The sequence below is a fragment of the Candidatus Merdisoma sp. JLR.KK011 genome (genome assembly GCF_036941125.1).
Classification (GTDB): Bacteria; Bacillota; Clostridia; order Lachnospirales; family Lachnospiraceae; genus Laedolimicola.
Genome location: NZ_JAYWSZ010000004.1, coordinates 1,405,409 through 1,428,887, shown reverse-complemented (window position 1 = coordinate 1,428,887; position 23,479 = coordinate 1,405,409). Strand labels below are relative to the sequence as shown.

The 23,479-nt window shown below is 49.1% G+C and carries 20 protein-coding genes and 1 riboswitch; of the genes, 3 read left to right on the top strand and 17 right to left on the bottom strand.

Features of this window, described 5'->3' with window-relative positions; translation table 11 throughout:
* Positions 1-5: 5 nt before the first annotated feature.
* From VV089_RS20755 to VV089_RS20735, 5 genes are read right to left on the bottom strand one after another with little or no spacing between them, the layout of a single operon-like run.
* Positions 6-1,124 (bottom strand): ABC transporter ATP-binding protein, encoded by a 1,119-nt coding sequence (locus tag VV089_RS20755; RefSeq protein WP_334337607.1) that lies wholly within the window; start codon positions 1,122-1,124, stop codon positions 6-8.
* A gap of 5 nt (positions 1,125-1,129) precedes the next feature.
* Positions 1,130-2,143 carry a FecCD family ABC transporter permease gene (locus VV089_RS20750; protein WP_334337229.1) on the bottom strand — a complete coding sequence of 338 codons (1,014 nt, stop codon included), beginning with the start codon at positions 2,141-2,143 and terminating at the stop codon, positions 1,130-1,132.
* Between the two features lie 3 nt (positions 2,144-2,146).
* Entirely contained in the window at positions 2,147-3,304 is a 1,158-nt protein-coding gene (locus VV089_RS20745; RefSeq protein WP_334337228.1) for an ABC transporter substrate-binding protein, read from the bottom strand.
* Positions 3,305-3,347: 43 nt separating this feature from the next.
* Entirely contained in the window at positions 3,348-4,466 is a 1,119-nt protein-coding gene (locus VV089_RS20740; protein WP_334337227.1) for a hypothetical protein, read from the bottom strand.
* A 35-nt stretch (positions 4,467-4,501) separates the two neighbouring features.
* Complete coding sequence (locus tag VV089_RS20735; RefSeq protein WP_172540343.1) at positions 4,502-5,482, bottom strand: sirohydrochlorin cobaltochelatase; 981 nt, start codon at positions 5,480-5,482, stop codon at positions 4,502-4,504.
* Positions 5,483-5,684: 202 nt separating this feature from the next.
* Positions 5,685-5,874: riboswitch (cobalamin riboswitch) on the bottom strand.
* Positions 5,875-6,021: 147 nt separating this feature from the next.
* Here VV089_RS20735 and cobI point away from each other — a divergent pair.
* The 3 genes from cobI to VV089_RS20720 are packed head-to-tail and all read left to right on the top strand — an operon-like array spanning position 6,022 to position 8,295.
* Entirely contained in the window at positions 6,022-6,720 is a 699-nt protein-coding gene (gene cobI / locus VV089_RS20730; RefSeq protein WP_334337226.1) for a precorrin-2 C(20)-methyltransferase, read from the top strand.
* Positions 6,662-7,549: an ABC transporter ATP-binding protein gene (locus VV089_RS20725; protein WP_334337225.1), complete on the top strand. Its 888-nt coding sequence runs from the start codon at positions 6,662-6,664 to the stop codon at positions 7,547-7,549. The genes cobI and VV089_RS20725 overlap by 59 nt, the downstream gene beginning before the upstream one ends.
* Before the next feature lie 14 nt (positions 7,550-7,563).
* Positions 7,564-8,295 carry an ABC transporter permease gene (locus VV089_RS20720; RefSeq protein ID WP_172540341.1) on the top strand — a complete coding sequence of 244 codons (732 nt, stop codon included), beginning with the start codon at positions 7,564-7,566 and terminating at the stop codon, positions 8,293-8,295.
* A 114-nt stretch (positions 8,296-8,409) separates the two neighbouring features.
* Here the strand turns inward: VV089_RS20720 and VV089_RS20715 are convergent, their stop codons facing one another.
* The 12 genes from VV089_RS20715 to VV089_RS20665 all read right to left on the bottom strand — a co-directional run bounded on the left by VV089_RS20715 (position 8,410) and on the right by VV089_RS20665 (position 23,478).
* The gene (locus VV089_RS20715) at positions 8,410-8,643 is read right to left on the bottom strand and encodes a polya polymerase (RefSeq protein WP_160567107.1); all 234 of its coding nucleotides are present in this window, start codon (positions 8,641-8,643) and stop codon (positions 8,410-8,412) included.
* A 95-nt stretch (positions 8,644-8,738) separates the two neighbouring features.
* Positions 8,739-9,572 (bottom strand): CvfB family protein, encoded by an 834-nt coding sequence (locus tag VV089_RS20710; protein WP_172540340.1) that lies wholly within the window; start codon positions 9,570-9,572, stop codon positions 8,739-8,741.
* A gap of 84 nt (positions 9,573-9,656) precedes the next feature.
* A complete protein-coding gene (locus VV089_RS20705; RefSeq protein WP_172540339.1) occupies positions 9,657-10,358 on the bottom strand; it encodes an acyl-[acyl-carrier-protein] thioesterase in 702 nt (233 codons plus the stop codon).
* A 44-nt stretch (positions 10,359-10,402) separates the two neighbouring features.
* Positions 10,403-12,088 carry an AAA family ATPase gene (locus VV089_RS20700; RefSeq protein ID WP_334337224.1) on the bottom strand — a complete coding sequence of 562 codons (1,686 nt, stop codon included), beginning with the start codon at positions 12,086-12,088 and terminating at the stop codon, positions 10,403-10,405.
* 65 nt (positions 12,089-12,153) lie between these two features.
* Positions 12,154-13,842 (bottom strand): AAA family ATPase, encoded by a 1,689-nt coding sequence (locus tag VV089_RS20695; protein ID WP_334337223.1) that lies wholly within the window; start codon positions 13,840-13,842, stop codon positions 12,154-12,156.
* A 225-nt stretch (positions 13,843-14,067) separates the two neighbouring features.
* Complete coding sequence (locus VV089_RS20690) at positions 14,068-15,750, bottom strand: zinc ribbon domain-containing protein (RefSeq protein ID WP_334337222.1); 1,683 nt, start codon at positions 15,748-15,750, stop codon at positions 14,068-14,070.
* A gap of 61 nt (positions 15,751-15,811) precedes the next feature.
* Positions 15,812-16,819: a zinc ribbon domain-containing protein gene (locus VV089_RS20685; protein ID WP_334337221.1), complete on the bottom strand. Its 1,008-nt coding sequence runs from the start codon at positions 16,817-16,819 to the stop codon at positions 15,812-15,814.
* Positions 16,820-16,852: 33 nt separating this feature from the next.
* Entirely contained in the window at positions 16,853-18,061 is a 1,209-nt protein-coding gene (locus VV089_RS20680; protein ID WP_442891576.1) for a hypothetical protein, read from the bottom strand.
* Positions 17,994-18,173, bottom strand: a complete 180-nt coding sequence (locus VV089_RS25305) for a zinc-ribbon domain-containing protein (RefSeq protein WP_442891575.1) — start codon at positions 18,171-18,173, stop codon at positions 17,994-17,996. Before VV089_RS25305 ends, VV089_RS20680 begins: the two co-directional genes overlap by 68 nt.
* 45 nt (positions 18,174-18,218) lie before the next feature.
* Positions 18,219-20,384, bottom strand: a complete 2,166-nt coding sequence (locus VV089_RS20675) for a VWA domain-containing protein (protein WP_334337219.1) — start codon at positions 20,382-20,384, stop codon at positions 18,219-18,221.
* Positions 20,385-20,447: 63 nt separating this feature from the next.
* A complete protein-coding gene (locus VV089_RS20670) occupies positions 20,448-21,290 on the bottom strand; it encodes a zinc-ribbon domain-containing protein (RefSeq protein ID WP_334337218.1) in 843 nt (280 codons plus the stop codon).
* 43 nt (positions 21,291-21,333) lie between these two features.
* The gene (locus tag VV089_RS20665; protein WP_334337217.1) at positions 21,334-23,478 is read right to left on the bottom strand and encodes a zinc-ribbon domain-containing protein; all 2,145 of its coding nucleotides are present in this window, start codon (positions 23,476-23,478) and stop codon (positions 21,334-21,336) included.
* Position 23,479: the final 1 nt, after the last annotated feature.

The window sequence follows — 23,479 nt, the reverse complement described above, 5'->3', positions numbered from 1 at the left end:
GCCAATCATCCATGATCCTGCCGCTCTCCAAGTTTCCCTTTTTTTTCGGCATATACCACAAGCTCCCGAAGCTTCCTGGCCCACTCCCCCGTCTCCTCCAGACTGAGGGTGCAGAGCACGCGCCTGCAGCTGTCAATCAATTCCTCCGCCCTTTCTATCTTCTCGGCCCCAATCGGGCTAAAGGCCCTCTCCAGCACCACCTCAGAAGCCAGCGCCCTGGCCGCCGGACAGTCCAAATCATTTTCCCAGAGAATCCCTGCTGCAAAGGGAATCCCCTCCCTCTGCAGTCTCCGAAAGAGCGCAGTCCCGGTTCCGTTCCCGGCGATTACAAAGATCTCCGGTTCTTTCCTCACCGGCTCAAGCTCCAGATTTCCCGTCCCCTCGTCGTAGCTCCCAGCCGTCATCCCATACAGCCCGGAGATATACCCCGGCGTAAACACCTCCTCCGGCGTCCCGAACCGATCTACCTTATCCCCTTTTACACACAGCAGCTTATCCGAGATACGCCCGGCCAGCTCAAGCTCGTGAAGAGACATAATCACCGACAGATTCCGGCTCCTGGACATCCGCTGGAGAATGGACAGAAATTCCAGCTTATACCGGATATCCAAAAAAGAAGTCGGCTCATCCAGCACAATGATATCCGGCTCCTGGCAGATAGCACGCGCAAGCATCACCCGCTGCTTCTGTCCATCGCTGATCTTCGTAAAATCACGCTCCCGAAGCTCCCCTACATGAACCAGCTCCATAGCCTCGTAGACCAGCTCCCAATCCTCCTTCGAGAGCAGTCCGAACCGCCCCGTATAGGGATAACGCCCCGTAGCCACCACATCCTCACAGGTCATCAGCTCCGGCTTCACCCGATCCGTCAGAACCACGGAAACCTTTTTCGAGAATGCATTCCCCGAGAGCTTCCCAATCTCCTCCCCGTCAAGCCAGGCCACGCCGCCGATAGGCGCAAGCTGACGGATAATGCTTTTTAAAATGGTGGTTTTGCCTGCCCCGTTGGGCCCAATCAGCGTGAGAATCTCTCCCTTTTTCAGACGAACCTCAATATTTTTAATCAGCGGAACCCCGTGATAGCCCACGGTCAGCCCTTCCGTATAAAAATAAAATTCCTTCATAAGCTTCACCCTGCCTTCTCCTTCCTCCGGCGGACCATAATCAAGATTACAATAGGCGCCCCAAACACCGCCGTCACCGTACTGATGCTGAGCTCCGTAGGCGCAAGCAGCACCCGTGCCAGAAGATCGCACAGCAGACAGAACACCGCTCCACCCAGAAAGCATCCCGGAATCATAAGCAGGGGCTTTGTCGTTTTCAAAAGGCTTTTGATGAGATGCGGCACCGCAATTCCCACAAAGGAGACCGGCCCGGCAAATGCCGTCACACAGGCAGACAGCACGCTGGACAAAAGCACCAGAAGGGTGCGGAACATCTGGATATTCACACCCATATTTTTTGCATAGGCTTCCCCCATCTGATAAGCGCTGATAGGCTTTGACATAAGAAATACAAAAAAAGAGGTTAAAAATATAACCACTGTAATCAAAGCCACATTCTCCCAGGAAATGCCGGAAAAGCTTCCCTTAGACCAGTTATGAAGATTTACAATATTGGAATCGTCCGCAAAGGTCACGATAAAATCCGTCACAGCCGAGCAGATATACCCGATCATCACGCCGCTGACAATCAGCATGGACATGTTATCCATAACCCGGGACATCAGAAGCACAAAGCCCATAGAAATCATAGCCCCCGCAAAGGCCGCTCCAATCATCAGAAGAGAGCTCACATGAATAGACTTTCCCAGAGCAAATACCATCACCAGGGCCACCACCAGCTTGGCCCCGGATGAAATCCCCAGCGTAAAGGGGCCGGCAATGGGATTGTGGAAAAAAGTCTGGAGAAGATAGCCCGACAGCGCCAGGCCGCCTCCGAGAATCGCAGCCGCCAGCGCCCGGGGAAAACGTATGGTCATAATAATATCACGAAAGACCTCATCCGTTTCCTCTCCCAGCAGAATTCCGATAATCTCACTGAAAGGCACCGCCACGCTTCCCTCGCACAGATTCAGCGCCAGAAAAAGAAGCACCAGGATTCCCAATATAAAAAATGAAAGTACATATCGCTTGTTCTTCATGGCCTACTCCAATTGGTACAGGTAAGTCATCCCGTCTTCACCTGTGAGCATTTTGTGCATATCGGCAATTATGGTTCCAAGTTTCATAGAGGACTGGTACAGATTCTTGGTGGTACAGTAGACCCTGCCCTCCTCTACGGCTTTAAACTTTTCAAGGAGACTGCTTTTTGCAAGCAAATCCTCTACAGAGGACAGCTCTTCTGTGGTGGTGCTGTTGTAGATAATGTAATCTGCATCCTTGGCTGCCGCATAGAACTCTTCCATCTGCATGGTTACATTGGAGGAGACTGTCTCTTCCTCGTCCCCTATATGGTCAAATACGTAGCTTCCTCCGGCCATCTCTATCATTTTCGGCAGGTAATCGGAGGAACGGCGCACATTGACTTCTCCGTTGGCCGTGATGTAAAAGAATGCCACGGTGCTCCCCGTTTTCTCTTCCTGCTCTACGGCCTCAAAGGCTTCTGCCTCGGCTGCAAAAGCTGCCTCGGCCTCGGCTTCCTTTCCTGTGAGGATTCCATAGAGACGTACCCACTCTGTCCTTCCAAGAGGATTGCTCTCGTAGCTGGAATAGTCTACCAGAACGGGAATTCCCAGCTTCTCCAGCTGCTCCTTCACCTCCGGAGTGTGATAAATCATAGTATTTTCTATCGCTAAGCCGCAGCCGCTGGCAAGGATCTGCTCATAGTCCGGGGCTCCGTAGCTGCCGGCGTGGAGTATTTTTCCCTGCTCCATGGCTTCTCTGGCCTCGTCAATATACCAGGAATCCGCCTTTAAGCCGGAAAAGCCCACGGCATCCAGGGCATCCAGGGATACGAACATATCCATGACTGCAGATGCTACCAGGTAGACTTGTTCTATCGGCTGCTTCAGCACGACTATGCCGCTGCTTAAATCCGCCGGAATGCCCTTGCCCTCAGGAACTATCAGATAGCGGCTTTCCTCTGCAACGGTAATGAGACGGTAGCCGTCTTTATAATAATCCACGCCGAACCCACTGGCATAGCGAAGCTCCATGCTGCTTTCCCAGATCAGATCGGCGCTGATATCTGTGTGATTGCCCGCTGCCTCCTTGCTTTGCCCGGCTCCGCAGGATGTAAGAAAGGTTATGAGCAAAAGGGTCTGTATGGTGTTGCAGAAATAACGGCGGATACTTTTTTTCATTTTTGTTTATATCCTTTTTTATTGGATTACTATAATATAACAGTCAGTTCTTTCGTTTTCTTTTGTTCAAATAAGAAACCAGAGCGCATACAAGCATTATAGCGAATACCATGTATACCACCCGTCTGGCTGCCGCCTGGGGAGTCTGGTTTTTTGACATGACGCTGTCGCCGTAGAAAATGAGCTGGTATTCTATTTCGTGGGGCGTGCTCATAGCCGTGGTATCTGCGATGATCTCCATAGGCTCATTGAATACTGTGATGGGTATTTCGAAGGTGGAATAGCCTTCCTCGTAGAGCGGCAGGTACTTTTTCCCGCCCACCAGCATATAGTCATAGCTGGAGCTGCTCCACTCAATCCTGGCGTAAGCCCGGCCGTCCCGGACTGTCAGTCCGGCCGGAGAGCTTACCGTTGTCCTTCCTGTCCCGCCCTTTACTTCCACCTCGATGGCATACTCTCCGTCCTCCATCTCGATCAGCGCCGCTTGTGCGAGAGTCTCCAGCTGCCCTTCCGGGGCTTTTTTTGTATCTCCATCTCCCGTCTCTTCCTGATCCGCTTCTTCCTTAAGCGCTGCAATCCGCTTTTCTTTCGCAGCCTGCTTTAAGGCTTCATAATCGGGAAGCTCCACCAGGACAGCCTCCTTAGGAAGGCTTTCCGCCTCGAAGAGAAGGAAACGATCATACCACTTTTCCCGGTTTTTACTGAATGCAGCACAGGCTATGGGATGATCCAGCGCTTCCACCGGTATAGTGAAGGTATGCTTTCCCTCCTCATTTACCTGGAAGCCTATGTATGCAGAAGGATCGCTCTTTGCCGCCTCTGCGCCAGTACCGGGATACACCTTTAAGTATCCCTGGCCGCCCATAGTGAGAACGGCAGTCATGCTGCCGCTCTCCACTGTAAGCACTGCTTTTTCTATGGGAAACATGGAGGAGCTGGATTCCACCGTCACCTCATAGACGCCGTCCGCAACATCCGTTCCATAGACAGGCATCATTCCCTCAACGCCTACCTCCGAGGAACCGGCCCGCTCGCTCTCCGAGGCTACTTGATCGTATGAAATCTCACGTTCCTCTTCTTCCTTTGCCAGACCGGTCATCCCTGATATCCAGAAAATACCCGCACCTATGATTCCTGCTAATGTATATACAGTCCGTCTCATGTTCCCGTTCCCGTCTTTTTATAATTTTTCTTGTTCTAATTCAAGCTGTCAATAGCCGCCTGCGTATGTTCCACATACATCTGCTGAATCTCCGGCAGCTCTCCCAGCCCCTTAAGCACGCATTCTACCTCATAGCCTTCCTGGGTAAGAAGGGTTTTCCAGGAATCCTCCTCGTCGCCTGCCATATCATTGTTGGCATGATCGCCGCACACAACCATCAACGGCTCCAAAACTACTTTTTTATAAGTTCCCTTTTCCTTCAGAAGCGCCATAACATCCTCTAAGGTCGGCGCTGCCTCAACGGTGCCGATGTAGTAATTCTCAAACCCTGCGCCCGTAAGCTTCTCCTGCAGGGTGCTGTAAACCTGATTTGATTCGGCTTCCGTTCCATGTCCCATAAAGACAACGGCTGTCTCTTCGTCCTGCGCATACTCCTTTGTAGCAGCTGTAATAGCATTCATTACTGTCTCAAAATCTTTGTCACTGGTCAGAAGAGGTTCTCCAAGAACCACCTTGTCAAAATCGCTCTTGTAATCTTCAAGCTCTTTTACCAGATCCGCATACTCCAGACCATTCATCAAATGGGTAGGCTGTACAATCAGAGTCTTGATTCCGTCTGCCACCGCGCGATCCAGCGCCTGGGTCACGTTGTCAATCTCCAGGCCGTCCCGCTCGGCCAGCTTGTCGATGATAATCTGGGCCGTAAATGCCCGGCGCACCTCATACTCCGGAAATGCCTTGGCAATGGCTTCCTCCACGGCGCCGATGGTAATGTCCCGGCTGTCGTTATAGCTGGTTCCGAAGCTTACCGCAAGAATTGCAGCGTCTGCCTCCTTCGGCGTGCTCTCCTCCGGCTGGGGCGCTTCCGCCGATTCTGACGGTTCCTCAGGGTTTGCTTCTGTTTCCGCCGGTGCCTGTTCAGCGGCCGGCGCCGTTTCTTCCTTACTTCCGCATGCACTTAATGCAAGGGTGAGTGCCAGCAGGGCTGCCAGCAGTGTTGACATTTTTCTTTTCATGCCGTTCCTCCTTTTTGTTTTGCATCTGTTTTCTGCAGACGCCGCAGGCCGTCTGCATTTTGACGTGGTAATGCTCCTGTTCAATCTTTTTAAACAACAGCAAAAATGCCTTCCGCATCTGGGCAGGCATCTGTAAGAGGACGCAATGATGTTATGGTTTTCCATCTGCGACCAGTTACTCGTGGCCCCGGGAGCGGAATTCTCCCGAAACTTTCTATAGGCAGGTCTCCTGGCTTATAGATCCTCACAAAGATGCCGCCTTCCCGATCTCTCAGTGACATTATGGCATCCCGCTCCCTATTTACAGTGACGAGTTCGCACAGGTTTCTCACCTGTTTCCCTTTTCACCGCACCGCTCGAAACGGTGCGACACCTACAGTTGGCTTCCTGCGAAGCTACAAGTGTAATATAGCACATCTCCCATAAAAATGCAATAATATGAGAAATGCAGTTGAAAAATATTTTTAAGGCACTTATAATAAACCACATGCACCGGCATAAAACCGGAATAAGAACTGGAACAGGAGACGGATACAGTTATGAATGGAATATTATATGGGGCAGGTGTAGGCCCGGGAGATCCGGAGCTTATGACCTTAAAGGCAGTACGCCTTATAAAAGAAAATGAAATCATCGCCCTCCCCGGCCCGGCGGCAAAGGAAACGGTTGCCTATCAGATAGCCGTAAAAGCCGTACCAAAGCTGGCGGAAAAAACCCTTCTCTCCGTGGATATGCCCATGACCCACGACAAGGAGGAAATGCATCTGAACCACGAAAAGGCTGCCGATGCCATCGAGGCCTATCTAAAGCAGGGGCAGAACGTGGTCTTCCTTACCCTGGGAGATCCCACCATCTACTCCACCTACCTCTATGTCCAGAAGCGGATTCTGGCACGGGGCTATGAGGCAGAGCTTGTCAGCGGCATTACCTCCTTCTGCGCCGCAGCGGCGCGGACCTGCACGTCTCTGGCGGAATGGGACGAGCAGCTTCACATTCTGCCCGCCGTTCACAAGCTGAACAGCGATCTGTCCCTTCCGGGAAATTATGTCCTGATGAAGTCAGGAAAAAAAATGCACCAGGTAAAGGAAATCTTAAAATCCAGCGGCCGAAAAGTGGTGATGGTAGAAAACTGCGGCATGGAAAATGAACATATCTATCGAAGCGCAGAGGAGATCCCCGATGACGCCGGATACTACTCTCTCATCATTGCAAAAGAGCCCGGAGGCGGACATGATTGAGCTTCACAATTTAACAAAGCAATTTGAACATTTTACTGCCGTAGACTCTATCAGCCTGCAGATTGAAACAGGAGAATTTTTCGGCCTTCTGGGGCCCAACGGAGCCGGAAAGACTACCACCATCGGGATGCTTTCCACGCTGCTTCTCCCAACCTCTGGGGAAATCCGCATCGACGGCGAGCTTCTGACACGGAAACGGCAGGATCTGAAGCGGAAGGTCAGCGTTATCACCCAGGAATATTCCATGCGCCAGGATATGGACATGGACGAAATCATGGAATACCAGGGGCGGCTTTATTTTATGCCGGTAAAGCAGATACGGGCCCGGACGGAGGAGCTCTTTGCCTTTGCAGGCCTCACAGAGCACCGGAGAAAAACCATCCGCAAGCTTTCCGGGGGAATGAAGCGCAAGCTTATGGTCTGCCGCGCGCTCTTGACGGAACCGGAGATCCTTCTCTTAGACGAGCCTACCGCCGGCATGGACGCCATTTCCCGGCGGCAGATGTGGAGCCTCTTACGGCAGCTTAACGAAAAAGGCCTGACGATTCTTTTGACCACCCACTATATCGAGGAAGCCCAGTCGCTCTGCAAACGGGTGGCTTTGATGAACGGCGGACGCTTAAACGAAATTGACACGCCCGCACACCTCATTGAAAATCTCGGAGCTTATGCGGTTGACGAGCTGCTGGACGACGGCATTCACAGCCGTTATTTCCACGAGCGTTCTAAGGCCATTGCCTGCCTGAGCGGCCTCACCGGCCAGTGTACCCTGCGGGATACTACTCTGGAGGATGTGTTTGTAGAGCAGGTGGGAAAACGTCTGTCTTAAGAACGGAGTATATTATGGGAATTATCACGATTTTATGGGAAAAATGGAGGGAATTCGTCCGGGATTTCTCACGTATTACCATGGCGGCATTGATTGCGCCGCTGATGTACCTGATTGTATTCGGCTGGGGTATCCGGACTACCATGAACGGTATGCCTTATCTGAACTTTCTCATTCCGGGTGTGGTGGCTCTCACTACCATGAACGGCAGCTTCAATGCCATCGCCCAGAACCTGAACGTACAGCGTCTCTATGAGAAAGCCTTTGACCAGGTGATTATCTCGCCTACGCCTCTCTGGCAGTTTATTGCCGGACAGATTCTGGCGGGCTCCCTCCGGGGGCTCTATGCAGGCGCAATCATCCTGCTTCTCGTCTGGCCCATTGAGACCGGGCTTGTTTTTAACGGAATCTCGATTGTGATTCTCTTTTTAAACGGCGCAGTCTTTTCCGCCCTTGGCATTGTAGTTTCCTTTCTGGCCCGGAACCATGCGGATGTGCCCCGGTTTTCCAATTACTTTATTATGCCTATGGCTTACCTGTGCAATACCTTCTTTTCCACAGACCGGATTCCCCACGGCGTCCGGGAATTCATTGCGGCTCTGCCGCTCTCTCAAACCAGCCGTATGGTCCGGGGCATTGCGAACAGGGAGCCCGTCAATCTTCTCGGGATCCTGGTACTGCTTGCTTATCTAATTGTACTTACGGGGATTGGACTATACTTTGTGTATAAAAAGAAAAACTTATAGAAAACCTCCGGTTTTCCGAATGGCACTGCGGCCGTCTCAAATGGCACTGCGGCCGTCTCAAACACTGAAAAACGCGGCAATCGTTCCCCTCCAGGAACCATTACCGCGTTTTATCTAACCATTGATCATGAATGAAACTAATTTGTCGATATCTTCCTTCTCGTATGCGATAATCTCAAGCTCCGGAATCTCACCGTTGGAAAAGATGTTCGCCATAGATACATACTGGGAAAGTTTGGACTTCAGATTCAGTCTGTCGCCTTCGCCTGTTACCAGTTCTACCTTACCCTGGCAGCTGTCTACTACCTCAAAGAATTTCTCGATGTTAGAAATGTTTTGAACTTTCATCTTTTTTTCACTCCTTTCTTCTCCCTTATTATAACTGCTGAAATGCACTTTGGAAAGCACTTTTTTCCATTTTTTCTAAATTTGTTAATTTTCCATCATTTTCGAAGAATGCGTTTCTCGGTTATCTCTATTTTGCCTTCCTTCAGCAAGCGGCCTACCGCCCTCTTAAATGCATTTTTACTAAGATGCAGCTCCCGTTCTATGATTTCCGGCGATACCTTGTCGTTAAAGGGCAGGACGCCGTCATATTCGTCCAGTACCTGCAGCACATAATCCGCGTCTGCATCCATCTGAAGATACGCCTTTTCCCGGATGCTTAAGTTCAGCTTTCCGTCCTCCTTCACCGACGTCACCCGGGCCTCCACTTGATCGCCGATGGTTCTGTTTCCATGGAATTCTTTTTTGGGTATCAGCCCGGAATAGCGGTTATCCACGGCTACGAAAGCTCCGAATTCACGGCTGATTTCATAAATCGTGCCTGTCACCCGGTCCTCGGCCTTGTAGGGAGCGTCTGTGTCCAGGTATTTGTATACGTTCATGGTGGCGCAAAGGCGGCTGCTCTTATCCTCATACACGGCAATCAGTACCTCTTCCCCTGCGCTGACCCGTCTGGTCTGTTCCCGGAAAGGAAGCAGAAGTTCCTTTTCCAGTCCCCAGTCCAGAAATGCCCCTATCTTGGTAACCTCCGTCACCTTAAGAACGGCAATTTCCCCAAGCTGTACCTTAGGCTCCTGGGTGGTGGATATCAGCCGGTCTTTGGAATCTTTATAGACAAACACCTCCAGGACATCCCCCGGCCTGGCGCCTTCCGGCACCTGCTTTCCCGGAAGCAGAACCTTATCCTCTGCGTCTTCCTTTTCAGCCAGATACACGCCGAAATCAACTTTTTTTACAATGATTAGTTTCTGCTTTTTTCCAAGTAAGATCATGTGCCTTTTTCCTCCGTTTTTTCAAGACAGAAGGCTTTTCTTTCCGCCTTATGCCTGCATATCTGCTTATGCCTGTGCTTCCGGCTATGAAACCTCTACCACCGCATAGGGGTGTCCCAGCTCATCGCAGAGGGCCGTCATATAGCGGTTGTCCTCCCTTTGCACCACCGGATAAATCATATCCCCCAGAAGGGCCGGCTTCTTATACTCCGCCCGCATCTGGCGGATGGGAAAATCCTCCGGAATATATTCCCGGGCCATCTGGATATACTGGCCGTTGTTGACATGATGGTTCGTATCCAGATGATGCTTCTGCACGGCGAAAGGCTCCTTGCGCTCTCCGTCCCTGGGCATCGGCACTTTTCTGGAGGCATAGTTCATATCCAGCTTTTCTTCCAGGATATAGACCTTCTCAATATCCTCCGGCACGCGCACCGGGCGGCCTGTGTCTGTATCCAGAAAGCTCCAAAGGGCATTGGCATAGGCCAGCATCTGTCCCTTGCGATCTTTCATAACAAAATTGCGGTAGCCGCAGAAGCTCTGGAAATAATAGGGCCAGGTGGCAATTGTGATCTCCTCGCACAGATCCGGGTAACGCTCCACCACAATCTGCCAGGAGGAGAGCACCCAGACACGGTGCAGCTCTTCCAGCACATCCACTCCTACCTTCAGCTCCTCGGACTGAAAGGTGCTGCAGTCTTGAAAATAATTGATAATTCCGTTTAAAGAAAGCTTTTTATCCTCGCCCACCTCGCTGTAGCGGACTTTACTGTTGAATGAATACATCTTGTTTTTCACCTCTGAGTGGTATTGTAGCATAGTTTGGAAAATTATCCAATCAAAACATCTTTTCCACGGAAAGCAAATCCATATTTGCGTATCCTCTCTTTGGGAATTCCTTTTGTTATCAGTGCGGTTTCATACTTCCGGTCTCCTATCTGCTCCAGGGCTGCCTTCACGGTATCTGCAAGCTCCTTTTCCTCATCGGGATCCTGTACCTTGAATTCCAGAATTATGGCATCGCCGCCGCCTTTTGGCTCCAGCATCACGTCATAGCGGCCAAAGCCGCTTTCCCGGTTGGAGGTCAGCGTATAACGGTCGGACAGCTCCACCAGAAGCCCCAGGACAAAGCCGTGGTAAAAACGTTCCGGCTCCGCTGTTTCCGAAGGCTTCTTCCCTGTGTCAAAGCTGCTGAAGGTCGCCAGGGCCACCTTATTCATATAGTGGTTCATGGCCTTCAGATCATCTCGCAGCAAGGCTTTGATAAAGCCATTATATTCGCTTATGTTCTTCCGGAACCAGCCCTTTACCAAAGTGCGGAACATCAGATTCACTTCCCGGTTGGTCAGGCACAGCTCATAATCCGGCTCGTCTACATCCCCTCCCAATTCCTCATACCGGATCACTTTCAGATATCCGCTGGCCAGCAGCAGGCTCCAGATTCCTTCCTCATTTCCATCCAGTTCTCCATACACAATCTGCTCATCTATGGGAGTCACAATGGACTGGCCGGTAATCAAAGCTTCAAATTCCTGCTTAATCTCCGGGCTTCCTTCTTTGATCAGCTTCCCTGCCAGGCTGTTGGAGCTGGAATTGGCCCAATAGGTTCCTATTTTCTTTTTCTCCAGGTAGTTTAAAATAGACCATGGGTTATAGATATCCGTCCGGCTTCCAAAGGTAAAGCCGTCATACCAGGCTTTTACCTCCTGCTTTTTCTCCGCCAGGCCAAATTCGTCCAGGGCTGCAAAAACCTCCTCTTCTGTAAACCCAAAGCTGTCTGCATACTTTTCCGAAGTGGTTGTTACCACCTCAAGATTATTGAGATCCGAAAAAATGGATTCCCTGCTTACACGGGTGATTCCTGTCATAACCGCCCGCTCCATATACGGGTTTGTCTTAAAGGTGGAATTAAACAGCGTTCTGATAAATGCTGCCAGCTCCTCCCAGTAACCGTTTACATAGGCTTCCTGCATAGGCGTGTCGTATTCGTCCAAAAGGATTATCACCTTTTTCCCGTAATAACGGCTCAGATAATTCGACAGCAGCTTAAGGGAAAATGCCGCCTGACTGTCCTCCATGTCTGTGGATATGCTTCGGAAATCCTTCTTTTCGCTTTCGTTCAGCACATTGCCTTCCAGAAGAAAATCGTATTGATTGTATGTCATTTTAATAATCCGGCAGACAGCCTTCCGGGCCTGTGCGAAGGAAGTCTCTTTTACATCCGCAAAGCTCAAGGCTATCACCGGATAGGTTCCCTGGAGATTCCTGTATTTTTCGCTCTCCCAGATAGACAGCCCTTCAAACAGCTCCTCCCTGCCGGCGTAGTTCACGGAAAAAAACTGCTCCGTCATGCTCATGTTGAGGGTCTTCCCGAAACGTCTCGGACGGGTAATCAGGGTAACATCATCTCCATTTTCCCACCATTCCTTTATAAACTTTGTCTTATCTGTATAAAAATAATTATTTTCTCTGATTTTTTCAAAACTTTGAAGCCCGATTCCTACCGTTCTTGACATCTTTGCGCCTCCCTCTCCGGATTTATGTCTGCCTGCGAAATAGCTGCTTCCGAATTCCAGGAAATTCATCCTTTTCCTATCAAAACTTCTTTCCCACGAAACGCAAAACCGTAGCTCCGTATCCTCTCTTTGGGAATTCCTTTTGTTATCAGTGCGGTTTCATACTTCCTGTCTTCTATCTGCTCCAGGGCTGCCTTCACGGTATCTGCAAGCTCCTTTTCCTCATCGGGATCCTGTACCTTGAATTCCAGAATTATGGCATCGTCGCCGCCTTTTGGCTCCAGCATCACGTCATAGCGGCCAAAGCCGCTTTCCCGGTTGGAGGTCAGCGTATAACGGTCGGACAGCTCCACCAGAAGCCCCAGGACAAAGCCGTGGTAAAAACGTTCCGGCTCCGCTGTTTCCGAAGGCTTCTTCCCTGTGTCAAAGCTGCTGAAGGTCGCCAGGGCCACCTTATTCATATAGTGGTTCATGGCCTTCAGATCATCCCGCAGCAAGGCTTTGATAAAATCATTATAATTTTCATCCTGTCCTGAAAACCATCCGCGGATTATATTGTTAAACATCAGACGCACTTCTCTGTTTGTCAATGCCAGTCTGTAATACCAGCGGCCAGACGCTTCCGCGAATTCCACCTGGAGCACTTTCAGATAGCCGCTTGCCAGAAGAAGGCTCCAGACAGCATTTCTTCTGGTCTGAAGTTCTCCGTACACAATCTGTTCATCAATCTCTACCCGAAGCGCTTCACCATACAGCAGAGCTTCAAAGCTTTGCTTAACTTCTCTGTTCCCCTCCCGAATCAGCTTCCCTGCCAGGCTGTTGGAGCTGGAATTGGCCCAATAGGTTCCTATTTTCTTTTTCTCCAGGTAGTTTAAAATAGACCATGGGTTATAGATATCCGTCCGGCTTCCAAAGATAAAGCCGTCGTACCAGGCTTTTACCTCCTGCTTTTTCTTTGCCAGGCCAAATTCGTCCAGGGCTGCAAAAACCTCCTCCTCTGTAAACCCAAAGCTGTCTGCATACTTTTCCGAAGTGGTTGTTACCACCTCAAGATTATTGAGATCCGAAAAAATGGATTCCCTGCTTACACGGGTGATTCCTGTCATAACCGCCCGCTCCATATACGGGTTTGTCTTAAAGGTGGAATTAAACAGCGTTCTGATAAATGCTGCCAGCTCCTCCCAGTAACCGTTTACATAGGCTTCCTGCATAGGCGTGTCGTATTCGTCCAAAAGGATTATCACCTTTTTCCCGTAATAACGGCTCAGATAATTCGACAGCAGCTTAAGGGAAAATGCCGCCTGACTGTCCTCCATGTCTGCGGATATGCTTCGGAAATCCTCTTTTTCACTTTCATTGAACAGATCGCTTTTCATCAGGAAATCGTATTGATTGTACGCCATTTTGATAATACGGCACATTGCTTTGCGCGTCTGCTCAAAGGTAGTCTGTTTTATATCTGCAAAACTAAGCGCAAGCACCGGATAGGTGCCCTGCAGTTCTCTGTACTCTTGTTTTTCCCATATGGACAGCCCTTCAAACAGTTCGCCTCTACCGGCATATTTTATGGAAAAAAACTGCTCCGTCATGCTCATATTGAGGGTCTTGCCAAAACGTCTGGGACGGGCAATCAGCGTTACACTGTCTCCATTCTCCCACCACTCGGAAAGAAATGAAGTTTTATCGATGTAAAAGCAGCCTTCCCTTCGAATCGTCTCGAAGTCCTGGCAGCCGATACTTACGGTTCTCGCCATATTTACACCTCCCTGGGATGCCCATGCTTCTTCAATCTTCGTTTTATAGTATAACACATGCTGTTAGTTCCAACAACATTGTCATTTCTATTTTTCTTTTTCCGGCATCCCGCCTCTGCGGCAAGCTAACATGCATCAAAAAGAGCGGGGCTGCCTTATTTCCCGACAGTCCCGCTCTCTTCCTTACCGTAGAACCTCCGAAATGCTTCTGCAGATGATAGATTTTTACGGTAGTTCTCGCACCGGAATCTCATAACTGTTCCCCATTCCGTCTCTCAGATTCATATTAAAATCTCCCATTATATAATCAGTACGATAAATCTTTTCGTCCCTAAAATTTTCCGGCAGGCCTTCTGTTCCTATGCAATTCTCGTACAATGATGAGATATTGCCCGGAACTCCATTGTCAAATATAATGGCGAATCCGCCATAATCCGATCCATGTGCATTCACCAGATAGTCATATTTCCAGCTGCCTCCGCCGTCATTGGATGAAAACTGAAACACACAATCACTGTTTTCAATGGGATAGCTAATGAACCAGACACTCGGATCATACTCAACAAAACTCGCCTGTGTTATCGTCAGCATTTCCGGATGTGTGTAATAGCTGCTTACTACCCTCTGCAGTGCGTCGCCATAGGTATCCCTCTGAGCCGCCTTCAGATATTCCGCCGGAATATAAGCAGATAAGTCTACGTCAATTGTGCAGTTCTTCATCCTTATGAGCCAGGGGGATGCCGGCTCTTCGGCTGCATCAGCTTCAGCCTGTGATTCTGAAGGAACTGTACCTCCATTCAAAAGAACCGCATACTGGTTTAATCCGTCCATCATTTCAGTCAGGGTACTTGGCTGTGTCTCATAAAAGCAGGTATATGGCATCGCATGGGTATGCTCCTCCCGATGCGGCGCTGCATTCTCCAGTTTCTCATAAGCCAGGCCATAGCTTCCTGCCGGATAGAGCGTTTCCTCTCCGTTTTCTATGCAATGGACTCCCTGCCCATCCTCCAGCACTCTCAAGGAATATGATTTTTCTATTGTGCCGCCGCCAAACATATATATCTCTACGTTATTATCCCCTGCTCCGGAAGAACTCTTTCTGCATGTCTTTACCTTTCCATCCGGATACTCAAGAAGGTAGCTTCCCACCCTGTCAATTCCCTCCTGGTTTACCAGCAGTTTTACCGTATTCCCATCCCAGCCGTAAACTTCGAAGGAATCCTCTGTCATACTGCTATAAACATACAGATATGGATTTCCGTCTTCTGCAAAATCAGCCAGCATGACATTTTTCCTGTCTGTCAGATAGGTTCCTCCATATGTGTCGTCTACTTCGTATGGCTTATCCCAAAATACTTGGTCAGGCACCGGTATCCCCAGCGGCCCTTTCGGCATCTCTACCTTTCCCTCCATTCCGTCCGCGATAAACTGTGCATAGGCCGCCGCCTGCTCTGCTGTCATGGAGCATTTGCTTTTATCCCCATAATAGGAAATATTTCCAAGAACTGCCTCAAGCTCTGCCTTTACATCCGCCTGCTCCTGCTCATCCGTCCCCGTTTCTGCTTCTGGCTGTGTTTCCTCTGCTTCGACAGCTTCCGTTTCCTTCCCTGCATTTTCTTGTATATCTGTTTCCTCCTTGTGAGCTGCTTTGTAGACAAAAAATCCAGCAGCAGCTGCAAGAACAACGGCCAGAATCAGCAGCGCGGCCAGGGAGCCTTTCCCTGGCTTCTTACCCCCAAAAGTAGTTGAGGGCGCATTTCCATTCTGTGGCGTATATCCGCTTCCAGACAACGCATCTGTCTCTCCCGCTGCCTGCCCTCCGCCTTGAGAAGCCGATACCGGGCTTCCGCATTTATCACAAAATCTTGCTTTATCATCTATCCTGGATCCGCATTTCACACAAAACATTACTTGTTCCTCCTTTATTGCGGCTGTATTTGCTCTAAGCTGCGTTCCTTGTGTTCAAGCATCATAACATATTCAGGATTTCCTCCTGGCTGTAAAACTGCACTTCCTTTCCGCCATATTCCGCCGCAAAGCTGGAGGGCGTATATTCAGTGCCGGATGTATCTCCGCTATAAGTAACGTATACCTGTTTATACCCTTCTTCCATCCACTGCCTGCGTTCATTTTCGGCATATTCCATATCTCCAGGATTGCTATATTCCACAAAACAGGCAATTTTTTCTCCTTGCAGCGTATCAAACCACTCCACTCTCGGTTCATGCTGGCCATGCAGAAGCCATAGCAGGCCATTTGTATACAGAGTAAAATAATCTGACCATCCTCCAGTGGCTGATTCGGCAATTTTCAATTCGCTGTTTTCTGAATATAGAGTATAGAGGCTCCAGCCGTCGCCCACTGCCTGATCTCCCATTTTACAGATGTGAAGTTCCGGCAGCTTATTCATATCTATATCAGTCAGCGCAAAGGTTACCTTTGGCGGATAACTTTGATATTCTCCATCTCCTTCATCCACCTCAAAAGCTTTACAATAATTTTCATAAAATTGCTGGAAAGTCACTTGATTTCCTTCGCACTCGGCTGTCAGGTTTCCCTGGAGAAACTGGCTATATTGCGCAAATACGGCTTCACTGGCTGTCGTGTTCTCATTTTCTTCCATTCCCTGGCCGTCAGCCTGCCCTTCGCCTGCCACACTGGCTGCATACTGTGCCGCAATGTCATTCACCGCCTCTTTCACTGCGCTCTCAAACCCACCTGCACACAGAGCCGTACCTCCGCCATCTTTTCTCACTGCAGACACTCCAACAGCCACAGCAATCAATACCAGAGCTGCAGCCAGAACCGCCAAAAAGCCTTTCTTTTTTGATGCTTCCTTTCCCTGCCCTGCCACATTGCCGCCGCTTACCGGGCCGGCTTTCTGCCCACTGCCTTGAGGAGTCAATACCGAACTCCCACATTTGTCACAGAACCTTGCGTTATCATCAATCCTGGCTCCGCATTTCGCACAAAACATTACCTGCTCCTCCTAATCATCCTTGTACTTGTATTATTCCTGTATCACGTTCCAGCTTCCATCCTTATATCCAAGCAAATATACCGCCTGCTCAAAAGCCACCCCATCTTCTTTCCCGTAAGACGTTACTTTCAGTGTAGGAGATGTATAGCCTTTGGCATACTCATTCAGAAGCTCCATATCCCATACCTCATTGGACAATTCTTTTATGTACACAGACGGAGATATATTGATTGCCATACCAGGTTCAATTTTGAAGAAATCAATCAGTGTATATTCTGTTGCCGTATTTGCAAAATATCTGTATACCAGAGCTTCCTCTATTCCATCACCGGTTATATCCATGTACTCAATCTTCTCTACAGCACTTGGATAATCCAGTTCCACTGCCTGATCCGTTGAATCATCAAATGAAAAATGCAGTCTTGTGGTATCATAATTTCCGCTGTTGATATCTTCCCAGGAAATGTTTGTCAAAAGGCCGGCCAGATCCGCATTTTCAGCTGAAGAATTATCATTCGCCGGCTGTACATCACCCTGTTCTGTACTTTCTCCTCCCCAAAGCGCCGCATACCGGTTCAAGCCTTCCATCATTTCCTGCAGGGTACTTGGCTGCATTGCATGGAAACAGGTATATGGCAGTGTATGCTTGTGATTTTCTGTCTGACTTCTTCCTGCTGTTAATGTACTGTATTCTTCACTCGTATAGACAGTTTCTACGCCGTTTTCTATCACATGCCAGAGCTCATCCTCAAAGTTGTTTTCTTCTGTCCGCTCGCAAATTATTTTTATAGTTCCTTCCGCAAAAGCATACGTCTGAACCCTGTAAAACAAGGCCGGAGGACAATATTCCTCATAATCCATCCGAATCTCATATTTATTATTTTCATCTTCATAGATATAGAAGTTATTTCTGTATGATTTTTCAGCATCCGTGTCAAATATCAGTTCTGCTTTCTGACCCGTCCATCCATAGATTTCAAAGCTCTGCTCACCTGTATCATTTGTACTGCTATACACATAAAGGTATGGTACGCCATCGCCGGAAAAATCGCATAACATTGCATGAAACCTATCCGCTTCAACTTGTTCCCCCATATCGGAATCAAAAATCTGAAACGGACTGTTCCAAGATGTTATCGTAAAGCAGCTCTCATCATATCCGCCTCTGAAACTAAAATCCCCGGCCAGCCCATCCGCAATTTCCATTCTGTGACGTATATCCGCTTCCAGACAACGCATCTGCCCCTCCCGCTGCCTGCCCTCCGCCTTGAGAAGCCGGCACCGGACTTCCGCATTTGCCGCAGAACCTTGCATTGTCATCTATCTTTGCACCGCATTTCGCACAAAACATATCCTTATCTCCCTATATTCCTTCAAAGCCTTATTCTTGAAACCTTTATACCCTACATACTCCTCCATAGTTATAGATATCATCCAGCGCCAGATTTTCCCACTCTCTGAATTCTTCGGAATCCTCATTGTCATGGTTATCCGCTTCCGAGAAGTTCACTGCGTCGGAGGCATAACGCCAGCGGAACAGCCGCCCATTGTTAAAATACAGCCTGTGAGAGTCGCCGGCTTCCAGATATGCAAAGATCAAGCTCCCGTTCTCAAAATAATAATACCGCGCATAGGGAACACCGTCCACGCCCTTCTTTGCAATGATACACTGCACTTCACCATTCTCCGTGTACATGGTAACCCCGTCTTTTACAGCCGATTCCATATACTGGCCATTGGTTCTCTTCTGCACAATCTCATTGTAGATCCCCCGGATCCGCAGCACCTCATCTTCTACATCTGCATTTGCCATTCCATTGTCCTGTACCAGATCCGTGTACTCCTCCTCAGAAGCCTTAAGCTTAGAAGGTTCAAATTCCGTTTCGCATCTCATATATGCATCCCCGTCATTATATGACAGGTAAAGATTCTGAGGCACATTTATATCCTGTATACTGGTGGTATACTCTACCAGATACATTTCCTTGTTTTTCTGGTAAATGGAATTATAAATTGCCTGCATCTCGCTTCCGTCCGAGACATTCCAGTAATCCCCGCCCGTAGAACTGCAGATGGACTGCAGGGACGTTTCATCCGTCCAGGAACCGATCCCTATCAGATAGACAGGCACTCCATATAACCGGGCCGCTTCAATCACTCTGTCTTTGCTCGTCATACTGACATTGTCGTATCCGTCTGTAAATGCAATCACGCATTTTGCACCTTCTGCCTCGGAGGCTTTGCAGACTGCCACATAAAGGGCATCATACAGTGCAGTGGCATTTCCCACATACATATTGTTGATTTCCCCTGTCAGAACATTCTTGTCCCCGGTAAAATCCCGGTTCACTTTGACAAGATTGTCGAATGTAATAAGAGCCGCCTTGTCTCCCACGCTGTATTGCAGACAGTCCAGAAAATTTGTCATAGAACGCTGTACAAGAGGCATTTGTTCCCACATACTTCCGCTTACATCCGCCACAAGGCAGACATTCAGATTCTCCTTTTGATCCAGCTTACTGACCTTATTTACCTGTACATCCGAATAACTGCCTTGAACCATTTCTTTTAGAGCTAAGCTGCTTTCCAACACTGGAACCGAATGATTCGACTGTATATCATAAGCGGTTACATAGAGCTTTATTTCCGGAAATGAGGAGACCTCTGCCTGTTCTACCCGAATTTCATAATCAGCGGATTTCTTTATGCCATCCAGAAGAGATGCGGAGCTTTCATATTCCGCCATCGCCTCGTTGTAATTTCCCTTGTCCCAGAATGAGCCCGCATTATCCAGCTGGGCGTTTATCATCTGGCGCTCCGCCTCCAGCAGTATGTCAGACGCGATAGCCTGCTCTGCCTCGGCTTTCCGATTCTCTATCATCTGGCGGAATTCACTTTCCCAATCTTTGAAAAATGCATCGAAATTGTTTATGGATTGCTCTATGGACAGGAGGCTGTTTTCTTCAAATCCCTTTTCCAGCTCCGCCAAAAGAGCCGTATATCTTCCCTTCTGCTCATCTGTCATGGGATAATCTTTTATCAGTGCGTATTCCTCTCTTTTGCCGCTATAGCCTTCCAGCTTTGTGGTATATTCCTGCAGCTTTTCCTTAAACTGTTCAAGCTCGCCCTCGGTATCTGAATATGCGGAGCGTTCTTTTTCTTTCACAACATGCTCCGCTTCCTCAAGCAGCGTCTTATAATCCGCTTCCAGATCTCCCATTTGGTAATCCTCGCAGTAATTTTTAAATGCCGTTACCTTATCCGAAAAAGCTTTTGCTGCATTTGCACGCTGTACCGCAAAAAATCCGGCGGCTGCGGCAGCTGCAAGAAGTATGATACCTGCCGCAATGATTCCGGTCTTCTTCCTTGTTCTTCCGCCTTCCTTATTTATACTTTTTTTGACATTTTCTATCTGATGTACGGGTGCTTCGGATGTTTCTTGCGCTGCAGCACCAGCGGACGCCGGTTTGCGCTGGTTCTGTACTTCCCCTGCTTTTGCTCCGCAGTGCTTACAAAAAACTGCGCCTTCCTCTATCTCTTTTCCGCAATTCGAGCAAAACATTCCCTTACCTCCATAATGCTTCCTATGTACTCTTGCTAAACAGCCGCTGACAAAATGACGCTGCTATCTAGTCAGATCCTGATCAAAAATTCCCAGGCTCTCCCACTGCCCCATGCAGCCGTCCTCATCCTCCTGGATGTCCAGACTCAGCTTTTTGTCCTCAATCTCATACTCCAGTATCACCTCTGCCGAATCCTTTTCACCAAAGGCCCTCTTTACCGTCAGTTCAATCTCTCCTTTTTTTGTGTCTGCCTCATAATCACCAGACCATTCCAGGAAAGACATCTCTTCTAATGCCGCTTTCCTCATCTCTTCGTCTTCTGTCATCTCTTTGAGCTCTTCCATTGCCTCCTCAGCTTCATCCTCATTGATATAGCCCTCTTCCAGCATAGCATCGAGCATTATTTCCCCAGCCTCTAATGCGGTTTTTATATATTCCTTCTCGTCTATATGGAATTCCCATTTCCCATTTTTGTCAAATTCCAGAACTCCCTGCACATTTGGAAGATCCGATTCTCTAATTCCCATCTCCTCCAATTCTTCTACAAAAAACTCATCCGCTAAAGCGCCGAGCCCGCCAAAACTGCACTCCCACTTCCATGTTCCCTCAATACTGTCAGCCTTGCCAGACTTTCCGGAAAACAGGGCAGCCCCCAGCCCAATCACCAGCACCAGAACCGCAGCCGCAGCTCCTATAGCAAAAAGCTTATTCTTTCCCATTGAGCCGCCCGGACTGTTCTTATTCTCACTGCTGTTCCCGGCCAGAGAACCAGATCCTATAGTTCCAAATCCTCCGCCAGCCAAAGGCAGCGGCCCCTGTCCGCCGCTCTGGTTCATGGGCGCTCCGCAGTGGCCGCAGAATGCCGTGCCCTCTTTTACTTCTTTTCCGCATTTCTTACAAAACATCTTTGTACCTCCCTGTTCATTTGCTTTTGTTTTTTTGAATTCTTTATTTATCAGAATGCCACCAGGTCTTATCCTCTGCATTGCTGTAATATCTCTGAATCGGGGTGATCCGCCCGTTACGTATCTCGAATACCTCCCAGATAACGCCCTCCTGCCCTGTAGGCACATTATATGTGGCAGCCAGCCCTTCGGAGGAATATACATTTACACAAGCCAGTGAATATGACATGTCCAGGCTGTGGAAATTGCCGCTGCTGCAGTTTGTAAAATCCACTACACAGTATTTGTAATACTTCGAGGGATCAAAGTTTAAAATGGTCACGGTCTCCGGCCCATAAGAATCTGTATCGTCCACATCCAGATAGTTGTTAAATGTGTCCGTTCTTCCCCCGAACCAGATATGCCCCGTTCCGGTTCCCGCTGTGGTGAACAAGTGGGAATCCAAATCATAGGGATAAGAGCCCCAGGTAAGTACAACGGCATATTCATTCTCATTTAACGTAGGTGTCGCATAGAACTCATACGCACTGGCGCCTGCCGGATGAACCACCACAATATAATACATCGTTTCATAGCCGGAGGCCTTTACCTCCATGGTATAGACGCCCGGACGCAGCTCCACACGCAGGAAGCCCGCTCCGTCTGCAGCAGCCTCCAGAACAATCTCTCCGTACCGATTGTGAATTCCTTCACGGAAATACACGGCTGCTCCTCCGAGGGGCATCATACCGTTTCCGTCCGCAGCATAGGTAAATGCATCTCCAAGGGTCAGCTGCAGAGGCGCCTTTTCCACGGAAGGGTCAAAGAGATAAACGCTGTCTTGATATGCACCAATCTGATCATTGCTCATTTTAATAGAGTGAATATTCACAGCCGTCCTGTTTTCTTTGGAAATCCGGATGTGGTATTCGTATTCCTGGCTGGGAACATACACGGTATACATGCCAGAGGAATCCGTCGCCGCACAGTAAAGCAGCGTTGTAAAGTCTGTCCCATACACTTCAACCTTTGCGCCCTCAATCCCGGCATTGTTTTCGTCGTAGGCATACCCCTGGATATGGGCAATTCCGTCCGTGCTCATAACCGTATTGTAGGTGTTGTACGCCGCATTGAGCATCTTGCTTTCCTGCTCGTCAAATACCGCCTGCTGCTCACTGCTTAAGCTTCCATAGTACATCATGGTTGACCGGGCAAATTGATTTTTCATACGCTCCGCTTCCGCATCGCCAAGTATGTAATTAACCGTGATGGAGTCGGCAATGGAACGCCAGGTAACCATGCAGTCATTGCTGAACAGATACCTGTCCCCGAACTTGTCCGGCGTGGCAAAGGTTGAGATATAGTTATCCGCCGTATACTGGAAAATAAAGCTCGCTTTCTTGTCATTGTCAAAATAGTACTCGGTTATCTCCAGGCCGTTTTCCATATATTCAATGCTGACAATTTTATTGGCCACATTAGTTGACGGGTTGATGTAGATCTCATACTGCATCAGATTCCCATTCGCAGCATTTTTCAGCTCCTTCTTCACCAGAGAGCAGATATTCTTGTTCTGATAGCCCGGCGTCTCCCGATGGCCTTCCAGGCAGTAGAATACCCCGTCGTTCCATGTGGCCTCCGGGTTTCTCGCTCCCACAGAATAATTCTGTCCGTAGACGTCGATGGACGCTTCCCCATAGGAGGCGTCATTCATATGGAAAATCTGTTCCTGGATCTGCCCCTCAAGGGTATCGGCTGAAAGCACCGGAACCCCGTTTATCTCCTGGGGAGCCCCGTCGGCAGTTCCCTCCTGTTCCGGGGAAGCTTCCTGTTCTTCCACAAAGCTCTCCTTAGCATCCTGCTCCTGGCTGTTCTGAATCCCATCGGTATCTGCTGCTTCTTGTTTCCCTTTTGAGGAGAACTGAGAGAATACCCCAATCGCAACTGCCAGAACTGCAAGGGCTGCGCATGCCAGAAGTATCCCCTTCCGCTTTTTGTCCGGTGTTTTCCCGGCTCCCGGGGCCGTCTCCTCTGTCCAGGCTGCCGCTTTCGATTCCCCAACAGGTTCTATTTCCTCCACAGGAGCGGGCTGCTTTACGGCCTCTGCCTGCGGAGGTATCTGCTGCGTCCCAGCGTTTACAGACGTTCCGCAGCCTGGGCAGAATGCCATATGATCTTCCAATTTCCTGCCGCATTTTCTACAAAACATA